The organism is Nostoc sp., from assembly GCF_036917195.1.
Lineage (GTDB): Bacteria > Cyanobacteriota > Cyanobacteriia > Cyanobacteriales > Nostocaceae > Nostoc.
Genome location: NZ_JBALDG010000073.1, coordinates 35,020 through 48,832, shown reverse-complemented (window position 1 = coordinate 48,832; position 13,813 = coordinate 35,020). Strand labels below are relative to the sequence as shown.

The 13,813-nt window shown below is 41.0% G+C and carries 13 protein-coding genes; 5 read left to right on the top strand and 8 right to left on the bottom strand.

Going from position 1 to position 13,813, the window contains the following annotated elements; genetic code table 11:
* Nucleotides 1–37: 37 nt before the first annotated feature.
* The 3 genes from V7K40_RS24235 to V7K40_RS24225 all read right to left on the bottom strand — a co-directional run bounded on the left by V7K40_RS24235 (nucleotide 38) and on the right by V7K40_RS24225 (nucleotide 2,205).
* A complete protein-coding gene (locus V7K40_RS24235; protein ID WP_334964250.1) occupies nucleotides 38–175 on the bottom strand; it encodes a hypothetical protein in 138 nt (45 codons plus the stop codon).
* Between the two features lie 163 nt (nucleotides 176–338).
* The gene (locus V7K40_RS24230; protein WP_334964249.1) at nucleotides 339–782 is read right to left on the bottom strand and encodes a hypothetical protein; all 444 of its coding nucleotides are present in this window, start codon (nucleotides 780–782) and stop codon (nucleotides 339–341) included.
* Nucleotides 783–1,809: 1,027 nt separating this feature from the next.
* Complete coding sequence (locus tag V7K40_RS24225; RefSeq protein ID WP_334964247.1) at nucleotides 1,810–2,205, bottom strand: hypothetical protein; 396 nt, start codon at nucleotides 2,203–2,205, stop codon at nucleotides 1,810–1,812.
* Nucleotides 2,206–2,818: 613 nt separating this feature from the next.
* Between V7K40_RS24225 and V7K40_RS24220 the strand changes: the two genes are divergently transcribed.
* Nucleotides 2,819–3,655, top strand: coding sequence for an alpha/beta hydrolase (locus V7K40_RS24220; RefSeq protein WP_334964245.1), 837 nt, complete (start codon nucleotides 2,819–2,821; stop codon nucleotides 3,653–3,655).
* A gap of 265 nt (nucleotides 3,656–3,920) precedes the next feature.
* Entirely contained in the window at nucleotides 3,921–5,645 is a 1,725-nt protein-coding gene (locus tag V7K40_RS24215; RefSeq protein WP_334964243.1) for a serine/threonine-protein kinase, read from the top strand.
* 426 nt (nucleotides 5,646–6,071) lie between these two features.
* On the opposite strand, the gene V7K40_RS24210 is transcribed toward V7K40_RS24215, so the two are convergent.
* Nucleotides 6,072–6,860, bottom strand: a complete 789-nt coding sequence (locus V7K40_RS24210; protein WP_334964241.1) for an ABC-2 family transporter protein — start codon at nucleotides 6,858–6,860, stop codon at nucleotides 6,072–6,074.
* Nucleotides 6,861–6,906: 46 nt separating this feature from the next.
* Complete coding sequence (locus tag V7K40_RS24205) at nucleotides 6,907–7,887, bottom strand: ATP-binding cassette domain-containing protein (protein WP_334964239.1); 981 nt, start codon at nucleotides 7,885–7,887, stop codon at nucleotides 6,907–6,909.
* On the opposite strand from V7K40_RS24205, the gene V7K40_RS24200 reads away from it, so the two are divergent.
* Nucleotides 7,874–8,032 carry a hypothetical protein gene (locus tag V7K40_RS24200; protein ID WP_334964237.1) on the top strand — a complete coding sequence of 53 codons (159 nt, stop codon included), beginning with the start codon at nucleotides 7,874–7,876 and terminating at the stop codon, nucleotides 8,030–8,032. The genes V7K40_RS24205 and V7K40_RS24200 overlap by 14 nt on opposite strands.
* A gap of 452 nt (nucleotides 8,033–8,484) precedes the next feature.
* Here V7K40_RS24200 and V7K40_RS24195 read toward each other — a convergent pair whose 3' ends face one another.
* From V7K40_RS24195 to V7K40_RS24185, 3 genes are all read right to left on the bottom strand, one after another.
* Nucleotides 8,485–10,131, bottom strand: a complete 1,647-nt coding sequence (locus tag V7K40_RS24195; protein ID WP_334964236.1) for an AarF/ABC1/UbiB kinase family protein — start codon at nucleotides 10,129–10,131, stop codon at nucleotides 8,485–8,487.
* A 36-nt stretch (nucleotides 10,132–10,167) separates the two neighbouring features.
* Nucleotides 10,168–10,428 (bottom strand): membrane protein insertion efficiency factor YidD, encoded by a 261-nt coding sequence (yidD, locus tag V7K40_RS24190; RefSeq protein ID WP_334964615.1) that lies wholly within the window; start codon nucleotides 10,426–10,428, stop codon nucleotides 10,168–10,170.
* A 114-nt stretch (nucleotides 10,429–10,542) separates the two neighbouring features.
* Nucleotides 10,543–11,607, bottom strand: coding sequence for a mannose-1-phosphate guanylyltransferase (locus tag V7K40_RS24185; protein WP_334964234.1), 1,065 nt, complete (start codon nucleotides 11,605–11,607; stop codon nucleotides 10,543–10,545).
* Nucleotides 11,608–11,722: 115 nt separating this feature from the next.
* Between V7K40_RS24185 and V7K40_RS24180 the strand changes: the two genes are divergently transcribed.
* Together V7K40_RS24180 and V7K40_RS24175 are read left to right on the top strand one after the other, a co-directional pair.
* Nucleotides 11,723–13,237, top strand: coding sequence for an LCP family protein (locus tag V7K40_RS24180; RefSeq protein WP_334964233.1), 1,515 nt, complete (start codon nucleotides 11,723–11,725; stop codon nucleotides 13,235–13,237).
* 49 nt (nucleotides 13,238–13,286) lie between these two features.
* Complete coding sequence (locus tag V7K40_RS24175; RefSeq protein ID WP_334964231.1) at nucleotides 13,287–13,793, top strand: pentapeptide repeat-containing protein; 507 nt, start codon at nucleotides 13,287–13,289, stop codon at nucleotides 13,791–13,793.
* Nucleotides 13,794–13,813: the final 20 nt, after the last annotated feature.

Genomic DNA, 13,813 nt, shown 5'->3' with positions numbered 1-13,813 from the left:
GACTGACAAAAAATAAATGAGACAACCGCTATAATCTTTAAGCTATGTGACGAGAAGTAGTAAACGGTAATCCAGTGCGCTGCTTTACATCAATCAATGATTTATACTCACCTCGTTGTTGCCTTTGTGCAACAATTTGTTCTGCGATCGCTCCATCTAGTCCACAGGTAATCAATTCTTGAGTTGAGTATATGTTTAATCGTTTCCAAGAATATCCAGCTTCTTTTTTATAGTTGTAGCTAAAACCGCGAACTAGTCTAAACTCCAGTGCTTTGGGTGAACCCCAAAACTACCGTGTCAATAGGGTTTGAGATGCGCTTACCCTGCTACCTACCCGTTCAGGGTTGAGCAGCAGCAATCCCTTCTCTAGTTTCTATAATTGCTTTCTCGACCAAATTTTTCGCATTAGCCTGATGCCCAGCTTTATCGGGGGTGGCAGCATTTAACTGTTCTCTAGCCGAATATAAGTTTTGCAGTGCAACTTGCATATGAGGTTGAGATGCCATTACTGCTCCAGTTAAAACCGCACCAAACAAAATTCCTCCCAGAAATAGAGCCAATGAGAATGACCACCTACTTATCCAAGATTTACGTAAAAACATAGCGCTCCCTTTCAGTTTCGTAACATGTTCTTTTACTGACTGATTCTCATTTGATTCCCAAGGTTGAAACTCGTATGTTCTGACCATTTCTGGTGGTCGAGCATCTATTCGATACAAAGTTTTAGGTGGTTTGCCTCGTCTAAAGACACGGTTTTTAGATGGCTTTGGTGTAGAACTCATTGTGTTCTCTTGGTGGGTGTACGTCTTCTAGGCATAATCAATTTCTAATATTGAATTGATTATTTTGCATCTATCGTGCATTGTCTCACACACCAATACCTGAATAAATTAGATTTTAGTCTAACTTTTAGTTACAGTCTTACTTTTACTCTACATAGCTTCTGGACAATTCGCAGCTAAAACTTTTGTTAACTTTTATACGATGAAGCCTACTGATAGATACTAACGATCACTTACCGTTAGTCTAAGGGATTTCCAAGAAATAAATTATCCAAATAAACGAACCGCAAAGGCGCAGAGAACACAGAGAGAAGATAAATAGAGAAGATTTGTGTGTTAGTTTTGGGATATTTTTTACTTGGAAGTCCCTAAACTCCAATACTAAATTTAGCTGTAATAAAATAAATAAGGATTATACATAGCTGATACCAATTCGCTATGAAACTGATGAAAACTTAGTATTAATTTTTGGGTCTTCAAGTTGCTCATCAGGTTATAAAATTATGTTGATAAATAATTGCTGATAAACAATTGAACGTCACTACAAATTTGCTTGATTAAGAGAAACTTTATCTACAGGTAATTTTAGTTAAATGTTCTCTTTCAAACCTCATGAAATACAACAGAGTAAGTTTACGAAGTTGATTCTGTGGCATTGACTTTGGAAGTATGTGATCGCCAATAAGTATAAGTCTCTTTTCATCTATTTAAAACACAATCTCCTGTAAGATAGCACAGCTAGTTGTGCTACCTTACCATATACTTTAATTACCTCAAAATTGCTATACGTGGGCATCAAAGAATAATAGACCTCTTGCAAAAATCCTTGAATCACCCCTCCCCAACCCTCACGCCACTTGCTTCAAGTCGGCAGAGCCGCCCAACGCAGTGGCTCCCCGATGTGTTGGGGAGGGGGTAAGATTTCAAGTTTCCCCCCTTTATAAGGGGGGATAAAGGGGGGTCTATTCGACTTATGCAAGAGGTCTAATGTTGTGTCTCTAATCGTGTAGTTTAAATACAGACTAGACTATGCAGTTTTAGTGTTATCACTGGCTGGTTCCTTTGCAGCCGCTCTCAAGGGTGTTATCTTGCTTTTGCGGGTACGTTTGCTTTTGCGAATACCACCTGCTATTTCATATTCACTGCTGTCTGTACCATAGGTAAATGCAACTGCAATTAGCATTTTATCGGTGAGGTCAGTTAAAGTTTTTTCCAATTCATCCATCTCGCTTTTAGAAGAGTCAATTACAGACAGAGCAGTATTATAAGCATCAATTTTGGTACGTAATTGCTGACTTATTTGTGTTATATTTTGCAAGTTGCGAACATCTCCAAAATCCATATCAGGATTAATTGCTCTGAGTCCAGCAATTCTTAATTCAGCTTTTTCTAGAGCGCGGTATGTACGTTTTTGACGAGGCATATATATATTGTTTTGATTGTGTTCTAGAGCTAGTTTGCCTTACTAAGGCTAGATTTTGGTTCAGTAAAATCCACAAAAATTACTAGTAAGTGTAATATTAACTTCAGCAATATTAACGACAGGCACTTCGTTAAAATTCGCGGTGTCCAGATCCCCGACTTCGTAAAAGTTGTCGGGGATCTAACTTTTCACCAATGATTTAGGATTGCTATAGTATCAAAAAAATCGTGATTATAAGAAAAAAATCATGATTATAAGAAAAAAATCGTGATTATAAGAAAAAAATCATGATTATAAGAAAAAAATCGTGATTATAAGAAAAAAATCGTGATTATAAGAAAAAAATCATGATTATAAGAAAAAAATCTTAGATATAAGAAAAAAATCTTAGATATAAGACGCAATGAGTTGAAAAACCAACGCTGGGGTATCTGAAATCTGAAATACTCAGATAAATCTAAATTTTTTAACTTAAATGCCGAATTTAGCTAGTAGGGTGCGTTATGGAATAAGACGAGCAAATTTCTCGTCACGTTCAAAAAACAGTCTCCCCATCTGCTTTGGCAGTACTATATAAACGCCAAACTATCTCTTCACTAGTGGATGTGCAATCATGCCTGTACGTCAAACTTTATCAAAACCTGATATCCAACTTTCTTATTTAGAGTGGAACCAAGGTCAAGAACCTTTACTGCTGTTACACGGTTTAGGCGACCATGCTCTAGTCTGGTCTAGTTTAGGAGATTACTTAGCGGCAGACTACCACATAGTTGCACCAGATATGCGCGGACATGGCCAAAGTAGTAAGCCTGAGAAAGATTATAGTTTTGAAAGTGCGATCGCAGACCTCGAAGCACTGATGGATCATCTCGGATGGACTTTTGCCCATATTGTAAGTCATTCGTGGACAGGCAAATTAGCCGCCATCTGGGCAAGGCAAAACCCAAAGCGTTTGCGGAGTATGATTCTAGTCGATCCAATTTTCATCTGGAAAATGCCCAGCCTTCTCAAGGTAACTTTTCCCATGTTGTATCGCTTCTTGCCTTTTCTCAAAAGCATGGGCCCCTTTGCCAGTCATGAAGAAGCCGAACAACAAGCAAGGCAATTAAAGCAATATCAAGGATGGAGTTCCTTACAGCAGCAAGTTTTCCAAGCAGGAATAGAACAAAAACCTGATGGTAGTTGGGGCAGCAAATTTACCATAGCCGCCCGCGACGGTATTTTTGAAGCAGTAATGCAAGTGCCTGGTTTTACAATTCCCCTTAACACCCCTGCCATCTTCGTCCAACCAGAACAAGGACTGAACCGCCAAGATTGGCAAATTAAACCCTACAAAACCTATCTTAAAAACTTACGCATCTGCCAAGTTCCCGGCAATCATTGGCCGTTTTTGACACAACCAGAGGCATTTAACCAAACTGTAGCAGCTTTCTTGGCAGAACACAAATAGAAAATCTCATGATTATTTGGACGGGATTATCATTCGGCAACAGAAGAATTAATAGGAGCGATGTCAATACGGTTTAGTTAAAGCCAAAAACTAAAACCTGGGTAGGTTGGGTTGAGGAACGAAACCTAACATTTTTTGTGGTTTGTTGGGTTAAACGAAGTGAAACCCAACCTACAAATATCCTTAACTGAACCGTATTGGGAGCGATGTCTAGCGACAAACCCTTTTGCGTCTACGTTCCCCTTCAAGTACGGATAAGCCAGTCATGAGCCTTTGTATCAATCCCGTTTGCCCTAAACCAAATCACCCGAATAATCATCAAAACCGCTTTTGTCAAAGTTGTGGTTCCCATTTGGAATTGGTAGGACGTTATCGGGTGACATGCCTGTTGAGCGACAAAACAGGGTTTAGTAAAGTTTATCAGGCATACGAACAAGATACCCCCAAAATCCTTAAAATACTTAAAGAAGATGTATCATACGATGCCAAAGCAGTAGAACTATTTCAGCAAGAGGTAACTGTGCTGGGAAACCTCAAGCATCCCGGTATTCCCAAGGAGGATAGTTACTTCCAGTATCAAACCCGAAATGGTTTAGTGCTGCATTGCATTGCAATGGAAAAAATCGAAGGCTACAACTTAGAACAGTGGCTACAGCAGCAGCAAAGTTACCCTATTTCACAGGAACAAGCTATAGCCTGGTTAAAACAATTGCTAGAAATTTTGGATTTAGTACATGCTAAACAGTACCTGCATCGAGATATTAAGCCATTTAATATCATGATTCGCTCTCCCCTTGGGAAGGGTTGGGGGAATTTAGTACTGATTGATTTTGGCACCGCCACTGAAATTGGCAGAACCAACCCAGACAAACTCAGCAATGGCGACGGGATGACAGCATTGATGTCATCTGGCTACAGCGCCCCAGAACAAATGAATGGTCAAGCAGTACCGCAATCGGATTTCTTTGCCTTGGGACGCACCTTTATATTTTTGCTGACGGGACACCATCCCTTAGATATGTATGATGTCCAACACAATTTATTGCACTGGCAAAATCATGCTATCCATATCTCACCTTTACTATTAAATTTAATTGATTGGCTAACAGCACCGGATATAAAAAAGCGTCCTGCCAACACTCAGCAAATTTTACAGCGCTTAGAAGAAATTGAAACCCAACTAACAGAAACTAATCCGGAAAACATTAATTTAGTAGAAGATTGTAACGTCGATCAATTGCTACCACCAATTACTCAAACTTCATTGACTCCACAGAAACAGCCAGAAGAAGTACCACTACTGGCATTTTTTACAGTCTTGTTAATAATATTAGGATTACTTAGTATAGTGGCTTTAGCAACACGGACATCAAAATTTACTGGGATGCAAAATTACGAACAATCTCCCGAAAAAAAAGGTAAAATTGATTATTTTCCTTATCAAGAAGGTAGGGATAGTCAGGGGAAAGTAGCCGAATTTAATATAGCTGTTTTATCACTAGAATATAAATGGCTTTCAGGTAGCAATTTTCAAATTAAATATAATGATGAAATTATTAGTTTAGACCTTTTAAAATTGAACTTAGAACAAGAAGGTATCCAGAATATAATGCAAGATTCTACCGAGATTATCTCTGTAGGTACAGTTTCTTGTAAGGCAGATATAGCAGTTCAAGAACGTATGGCTTTAGAACGTTCTAAACAAATACAATTTTTAGTGAAAAATTTATTTATTAATACACCAAGCGTCAAAAGTTATCGAAGATTAAATTTAGGACAATTTCAACGGAGTGATTGTCAGGGAAATCAGGATTTAACCAAATATCAGAGAAGTATTATAATCATTGGGGTTAAAAAAAAATCAGCAGGTTTAATTCTGGATGAGGCATTACGAGATAGGTTACAAAAGAAGCCTTTTGCTGATTTTAAATTAGAAGATTATTCTTTGGGATCAGCAGAAAAGTTCAAGACGATACCGAGTAATTTGTAAGAGGATGTTTGAAAAATCCATAATGATGTATAAAATATTTTTTTACCCCTCCCTAACCCTCCCCAATACATACGGGGAGGGAACCGGATTTTTCTTGTTTCCCCCCTTTATAAGGGGGGACTAAGGGGGGTAACAACGCAATTAAAATTACAGTTAACCACTTTTCAAACAACCTCTAACATCTGTAGCAAAGTGCAACAGGCATTACAAATTATTTGCGCCGATAGGCAATTGAGCCAGTTAGAAACTGTTATGGCTTTTTTGCTACCTTCATATTAGACATCTTCATACAGAATTGATATTAGTCCAGCAAATCTTGAGGTGGGATATATCAGTGTTCGAGAAATCTTTCTTTTATTAAGGAAGTTTTAAATTACCTTAACTTAGCCAAACTCTGGGGTGGTAAACCTCCTAATTATGAATTGTTCATGCTCCCATTCCAGAATACCGCTTCAAACCCGCACGCCACAGCAAGCGATTCACACCCAAAAACACTAATATCCAACCCACCATTGACCAAAATCCTCGCCCTATATCCACAGGTAGCCCTACCAAAAGACTCGCAGGAAAATCAATCAAATAGGGAAAAGGCGTAAACATGACTATTTTCCGTACAGCTTCCGGAAAGACCTCTAAAGGTGCTATCAAACCAGATAAAAATAGATAAAATAACATCCAAAAACTTTCTAAAGCGCTAGCCCGTTCTGTCCAAAAGGCGAACATAGCAAAGGTGTACTGAATCGTAAACCGCAAAGCAAAAGCTAGCACCGCCGCCAATGTAAATAGCAAAAATCTACTTAAACCTGGTAACCAAAAAGCTTGGGGATAAAGAATAAAAAATAATGCCACTAATAGAAAAGTAAACATTAGCCGAACAAATCTTTCAGAAATATGCCCCGCAACATGATGCCATACTGGGTCGAGTGGTTGTAGCAACTTGGGCGAAAGCTTGCCTTCCACTACCTCTGTTTCAAAGTCCCAGATTACCCAAACAGCGGTGAGTTGCCTAATAATGAAAACCGTGATGAAGTAACGGCCAAAATCCACAGGTGATAGCCCAAACTGTCCGCCTTGTGCCGCCTGTATCCAGATACCCATGAGGATAATCGGCAAAGAACCAGACAAAACCCAAAAGATTAGTTCTGCTCGATACTCAACCGAATAGGCGTAGTATACTGACAGTAAAGTTAGAGCTTTTCTAATAATCTTTTTCATTTGTGATGCATTCTCCTCTTGGCAACTTTATTCCTCGCAGCACTGACTACACGACACCTGCCTGAAAAACTCGTCCAATCACTTCTTCTACGGGCGGTTCGGTAACTGTTAAATCAATTACCTCCAAATCCGCTAAAATCTGAGAAACAGTGCGGGTGAGCGCCTCTCTCGACACCATGAAACGCACTGCTCGCCCTTCTAAGAGTTGCACATCACCATAGGTCATAAGTTTTTCTATCGGTAGAGGTTGGGCTAATTCTATATGGACTTCTCGGTAGGGGGCAAAACGTTCCAGCAGTCCATCTAAACTACCGTCATACATCAGCTTCCCCTGATGAATCAACAGCACCCGTTGACACAAAGCTGTGATGTCAGCCATGTAATGACTCGTCAACAGCACTGTAGCCTGATAAAGCTGATTGTACTCGCGCAAGAACTCGCGCACTGCTGCTTGAGCATTTACATCCAATCCCAGCGTTGGTTCATCTAGGAACAATACGTGGGGACGGTGCAAAAGTGCTGCTAGCAATTCTGCTTTCATTCGCTCACCCAAAGATAGTTTTCGCACTGGTTGGGTAAGTTTACCTTCTAGGGAAAGCATCTCTGTTAATTCTCCTACCCGCCGCTGGAACTCTTTATCAGAGATGTTGTATACAGCGGCGTTAATTTTTAAAGAATCTAGCGCTGGCAAGTCCCAAATTAGCTGCTGCTTTTGCCCCATTACCAAGGTGATTTTTTGCAAAAATGCTTCTTTACGATGAAACGGAATTTGTCCAGCTACTGAGATTGTACCGCTAGAGGGATGAATCAGCCCCGTGAGCATTTTCAGTGTGGTGGTTTTACCAGCACCATTTGGGCCCAAAAACCCCACTACTTCACCAGGGGCAATTTCAAAAGAAACATCCTGAACTGCTTTAATTGAGCGGTAGGTACGGCGAAAAAGGTGGGTGATTGTACCTTTAATACCCGGACTTTTAACTGCCACTGGATAAGATTTACTCAGATTTTCAGCAATGATGATTGACATATTTTTTATATTAGAACCACAGATGTACACAGATAAAAGTCTGAGCGGCGGCTTCTACCAATCAGAACTTCGGGGTAAACACACACAAATCATTAGTGTTTCACGGTGTTTACAGCAGGAGTTAGGGGAACCGTTTACAGGGTGATCAAAAAAGTGTCCGATATAAAATCACACGGAAACAGTATGAAAACCAGTCTAGATTTGATTTTTTCGGGATAATTTTGAGTAGGTAAAAGTCCTATACTGGGATGCCAATTGTCTTTTAGGCATTAAAGAAAGCGATTATCTCATACCAGAAATCACCCCTAAGCCTTGCTAAAAATAGCTTTAGACATTTAGGCAAATGTTTTACCCCCCGTGAACGGTTACGAGTTAGGAGTTATTCAATTTTAGATTTCAGATTTTTCTTTCAATTGAAAATCCAAAATCTAAAATTGGCAGAGTCGTAAGCAAAATAGGTTTTATACCTAGCTTTATAGTCTAGGCTCTGTACCTCATTCAGTTACAAACTGCTGTATGTATTTGTGTTTCCAAATAGTAAAGCAAGAATTTTTGCCAGTGAGAGCGATGATGATTTCCTAGCACAACATATAGGTTTCACCGTAAACGTCCTGATCGCAATGTACTAATAATTAACCACAAACCCAATAAACTAGCGACTGCAAACAGGGTGGTGCTTAAAAAAGATAGCTGAGTTGTCTGCGCTCTGGTGGAAATAATTGCCGCACCCATAATCAGCGAACCCACTAAAATACTAAAAGATAGTCGGTTAGCTGCATCGTCCATAGTGCGCCGCACGCCATCTAACCCCCGCAGCGATAGATTCCACTGTAAGGTTTCTGAGGTAACTCGGTCTAATAACAGTTCGATTTGGCGAGGAGATTGGAGAGACAGACTTTTAATATCTAAGGCTGTCCGTAATAGCGATCGCACTGGATTATCGCCCAGTAATTGCCGACGAAACAAGTCTGTAATTAATGGTTTAATTTCATCAAAAAAATTAAGCTCCGGGTTGAATGTCCGCGCCACGCCCTCTAAATTCGCTAGGGTTTTGGCATACAATCCCATATTGCTAGGTAACCTAATTTTATTGTTGCGGGCAACTTGTAAAACTTCATAAATTATCTGACTGAAGTTTATTTGCGTGAGGCTAACGTTGTGATACTTTCGCAACATGCGATCGTAATCATTTTCTAACCGCGACAAAATTACTGGTTGAGCAGAATCTGATAGCTGCAAAGTTAACTGAGCGCACCTTTGAGCATCTAAATCAACGATCGCTAACAACATTTCTGTTAATATCTGCTGTGTGCGGGGATCAAGTCTTCCCACCATGCCACAGTCTAAGAGGGCAACACGACCATCTTTGAGATAAAACAAGTTTCCTGGATGAGGATCAGCGTGAAAAAAGCCATCAATATATAGTTGCTGAAAAAATACCCGAAATAACAAAGTAGTTATTTCTTTACGCTCTACATTTGGGTCTTTACCATTATTGTTGCTGTTTAAATCTGCCTCCAGGAACGGCACCCCATCCAGCCATTCCATCACCAATAATTTTGGTGTGGTCAATTCCCAGTTAATTTCTGCAACCACTATTTGTGTAGGATCGTACCAGCGACTTTTAGATAAATTGCGCCGCAGTTGGTCTGTAAAACCCGCTTCCCGTGTAAAATCTAACTCGGCTTCTAGAGCTTTGGTAAATTCTTCGGCGGTAGATTTAATTTCGTAGGTTTGCCCAAACTCAGTCCGCGCCACTAAATCGGCAATACCTTGAATTAAAGCAATATCTCGGGCAATAGTAATATCAATTCCCGGACGTTGCACCTTGAGAGCGACTTCTCGACCGTCTATTAATGTAGCTCGATGTGTCTGGGCAATTGATCCCGCCGCTACTGGGATCGGGTTAACTATGCTGAAGGTTTCTGCTAGTGAAAGTTTTAATTCTTTACGGAGGATTATTTCTATCTCTGACCAAGGAACTGGCGGTACTTCGTCTTGTAGAGTTGAGAGTTCCTCAATGTAGGCGGCGCTCAGTAAATCTGGACGCGTAGACATTAGCTGGCCAAGTTTGACGTAAACTGGCCCCAAGTCTACCAAGATATTTTTTAAAACCGCAGGTGTAGGTAGCTGGGGTTCATCAGCTTTGCCACCAGTAAGTAACCTTCGCATATAGTCCCAACCATTGCGAAGGAATACTTCAAGAATTTCTCGTTGACGGGGAACAGTTTGGGTGAGGAACATTTTTGTATGTAAAGAACTGCAAAAAAGCAGAAAAGTTTAAAGAGGTAAGCAGCAGGGGATGACAATACAACGGAAGTTGGCTGTAGCTTTGGTACTTGTTAAAGTTTTGCTAGCTGCGGCACAGTCTTGGAATCTTTTTATGGATGATTGTACGGCTTGGTGGAGCTTATGTTCACTTAACATGCGTTTGATGTAATTAGAGCAGGAATCCCCGCCGTGTAATAAGCGATGGGAACAAGAAAATCCTTTGGACGGAGAAATATATTTTTGATAGGCAGTAATAGACTCGATTGCCATTGTCTTGGCCAGAGGCTCAAAGCTAATAATGTCCATAACTGTCAGATAAAATAACAGACTGTCAAGTTATAATGGAAAAACAGACTTTTTCGCCTCTGCCAAGGGTTTTAACTTTTATAGCAGGTCGGTAAATCGGGAATCACTTTGGAGAATTTTGAGGATCTGCTTGATTTCCTGGGTACGTTCTTTTTTGACAACGAGGGTGACATTGCGATCGCGCACAATCACCACGTCCTCTAACCCAATAGTAACAACTACATCCTCTGGATTGGAGGCATAAATAATCGCTCCCTGCGTATCCAGTCCTACATGTGTACCGAGTTCTACATTGAGAGTCTCCTCTGTTTTGAGTAAGCGTTCGATCGCATTCCAATCTCCTAAATCATCCCAACCAAAATCAACTGGCAAAACGTATGCTAGAGTGGTCTTTTCCATTAACGCATAGTCTATACTCTTCTTAGGCAACTGGGGATAGATATCAGGACCATGTTGTTCTAAAGGTTCGATAATTTCTGGTGCATGGGTATGTAGTTCTTTGAGAACAACTCCTGCCCGAAAAACGAACATTCCACTATTCCAGCTAAAGCGTCCCGTAGATAAAAAAGTCTCGGCTGTTTCACAGTTGGGCTTTTCAGTAAAACGGTTGACGTGATAAGCTGGCAACTCATTAAAGCTACCTATTTTTTCACCTTGTTCAATGTAGCCGTAACCGGTTGATGGAAAAGTAGGCTTGATCCCCAGTGTAACGATCGCTGCTGTGCTTGCTGCCAGTTGCGTAGCCGCGCTTAATGTGTGTGCAAACGCCTCTTGATCAGCAATCCAGTGGTCAGCAGGGAAAAAGCCAATAACAGCGTCTTCTCCATAGCGTTGTTTGATTTCTAAACTTGTCCAAGCAACGGCAGCGGCAGTGTCTCTACCTTCCGACTCAATCAGTAAGTTTTGAACTGGTAAATCAGGTAATTGTTGTCGTACCCCTTCAGCTATCTGACTAGAAGTTATTACCCACAAGAAATCCCACCCGCCACCGAGTTCTATCAATCGATCGGCGGTTGCTTGTAATAAGCTTCTAGAGCTACCATCAAGACTTAAAAATTGCTTGGGTCGGTCTTTGCGACTCAGGGGCCAAAAACGTTCACCTTTACCACCAGCAAGGATTACGGGGAACAATAAAGTATTCATGTTGTCATACACGCCTACCGAAGAACATTACAAGTTTACAGTGAGCTTTTCCACTGGCAATATTTGTAGCTTGGATTAACATACTTTTAGGGAGTGGTTGAGTGGGGAGATAATTGTGATAAAACAAGTCGAATGGTCGGAAAATCCGGTGACATCTCAGCAAGTAGCATTTGAAAATGAGGTGCGATCGCAGCAACTTCAACGCCCGGAAAATCAGGTAACGCCTGCACCAGTAGCAGACGCACAAGAGGAGGTAGAACTAAACCAGCCAGCGAATCCGAACCGTAGCGTCGTCGAATCAGTGGGTGCAATTCCCAATCAGCTTTATGAGAGACTGGGCTTGACCATGCCTCGATGGCTGTTGTGGATCATGACGGTGGTCCTCGGCATCATCTTATCTGGGTTGCTGGTATCAACGTTGGCCCTTTGGACTCCGTTGTGGAGTAATCTAGATCGAACAGATGAAGATTTAGGAACTGCTGGTAAAGACGAGATAAAGATACCACTACCAGGAGAGTTATGGAGCAAACTCTCCCAGTACCAGCTTTCACGACCGATGAATATTTTAATTATGGGGATTGAACCAGTCAGCGGTACTGTTGATGGTTCACCAGAAAGCTTTGCTGGGAAAAGCGACACCATGCTGCTGGTACGGCTTAACCCTAGTGAAAAATCTGTACGGGTGCTTTCGATTCCCAGAGATACAATGATCGCCATCCCAGAAAAGGGAGAAAAGGGATTAACTAAGGTATCTGATGCCAATGCCAAAGGCGGCCCCGTCTTGGCAGCGCGGGTAATTAGCCGTACCTTAAATAATGCCCCAATTGATCGTTACATCCGCATTTCTACTAGCGGCTTACGGCAGTTAGTCGATCAGTTAGGCGGAGTAGAAGTCTTTGTTCCCAAATCAATGGAATATAAAGACTCTAGCAGTCGGCTGTCGATTAATTTAGTCAGTGGCTGGCAAACCATCAACGGCGAACAAGCAGAACAGTTTGCCCGGTTCCGCGACCCAGGTTTGGGAGATTTGCCGAGAGTGCAGCGTCAGCAAGCACTAATAGCAGCTCTGCTGCAACGCCTCAATAGTCCCACCGTCTTACCCAGGTTGCCTCAATTAACTCGCTTGATGCGAAAATATTTTGATACCAACCTAAAGATGGAAGAAATGATGGCGTTGGTGAACTTCGGACTCAACTTGGATCGGGATAATTTCCAAATGACCGTGTTGCCTGGTACGTTTAGCCGTTTTAGCAAAGACCCTGATAGCTATTGGCTGAACATGACTGGACAACAGAGCCTGTTGAATGATTATGTTGGGGTAAATGTACCTGGTCTAAAGCCAGATATGCGCCAGGTTCCTAACCTCAAAATTGCTATTCAAAATGCTTCCAATCAACCTCAGCTAACTGAAAAAGTTATTGCTTATCTCAAACGAAAAGGCTTTACTAATATTTACAAAGTGCCTGATTGGCCAGATACCCAACGTCAAACTCAGATTGTTGTCCAAAAAGGCAACCGACAAGTTGGAGTTGATTTGCAAAAAGTCTTAGGCTTGGGTCAAATCGAGGTGTCGGCAATTGGTGATTTAGAATCTGATCTCACAATCCGCATTGGTAAAGATTGGAAATAAGTTACTAGAGGCGCACAGTTAGCTGTGCGCCTCTACAAATAATAAAGTTATGAAAAAGATTTTACTTCGCTTTTTTGGTTTAATTGTAATTTTAATACTAGCATTTTTGTGGATAATACTTAGTCCAAAACCGGCTTTTGCTCAACTAAATACAATCAACTACAACAATATAAATTTAGAAAATCGTGACTTTTCTAATGCTGATTTGGCAGGTGTGACTTTTGTAGCAGCAGAAATGCGAGGAGCGAATTTCCAAGGAGCGAATTTAACCAACGCAATTTTTACTAAAGGAGTTTTATTAAAAGCAAATTTGGAAGGCGCGAACCTGAGCGGCGCTTTAGTTGATCGCGTGACTATGGATAGTGCTAACCTAAAAAATGCCATTTTTACAGAAGCAACTTTGACAAGGAGCCGCTTTTACGATGCCGAAATTACAGGCGCTGATTTTACAGACGCTTTGATTGACCGTTATCAAGTGTCACTATTGTGTGAAAGAGCCGATGGCGTAAATTCAATTACAGGTGTGTTAACACGAGACAGTTTGGGTTGTAAGTAAAGAATCTCAGTGTTGAGTAT

Coding starts and splice junctions, on each gene's coding strand:
- V7K40_RS24230 (WP_334964249.1), bottom strand. CDS start 782: ATGAGTTCTACACCAAAGCCATCTAAAAACCGTGTCTTTAGACGAGGC.
- V7K40_RS24225 (WP_334964247.1), bottom strand. CDS start 2,205: ATGCCTCGTCAAAAACGTACATACCGCGCTCTAGAAAAAGCTGAATTA.
- V7K40_RS24220 (WP_334964245.1), top strand. CDS start 2,819: ATGCCTGTACGTCAAACTTTATCAAAACCTGATATCCAACTTTCTTAT.
- V7K40_RS24215 (WP_334964243.1), top strand. CDS start 3,921: ATGAGCCTTTGTATCAATCCCGTTTGCCCTAAACCAAATCACCCGAAT.
- V7K40_RS24210 (WP_334964241.1), bottom strand. CDS start 6,860: ATGAAAAAGATTATTAGAAAAGCTCTAACTTTACTGTCAGTATACTAC.
- V7K40_RS24200 (WP_334964237.1), top strand. CDS start 7,874: ATGATGATTGACATATTTTTTATATTAGAACCACAGATGTACACAGAT.
- V7K40_RS24205 (WP_334964239.1), bottom strand. CDS start 7,887: ATGTCAATCATCATTGCTGAAAATCTGAGTAAATCTTATCCAGTGGCA.
- V7K40_RS24195 (WP_334964236.1), bottom strand. CDS start 10,131: ATGTTCCTCACCCAAACTGTTCCCCGTCAACGAGAAATTCTTGAAGTA.
- yidD (WP_334964615.1), bottom strand. CDS start 10,428: ATGGCAATCGAGTCTATTACTGCCTATCAAAAATATATTTCTCCGTCC.
- V7K40_RS24185 (WP_334964234.1), bottom strand. CDS start 11,607: ATGAATACTTTATTGTTCCCCGTAATCCTTGCTGGTGGTAAAGGTGAA.
- V7K40_RS24175 (WP_334964231.1), top strand. CDS start 13,287: ATGAAAAAGATTTTACTTCGCTTTTTTGGTTTAATTGTAATTTTAATA.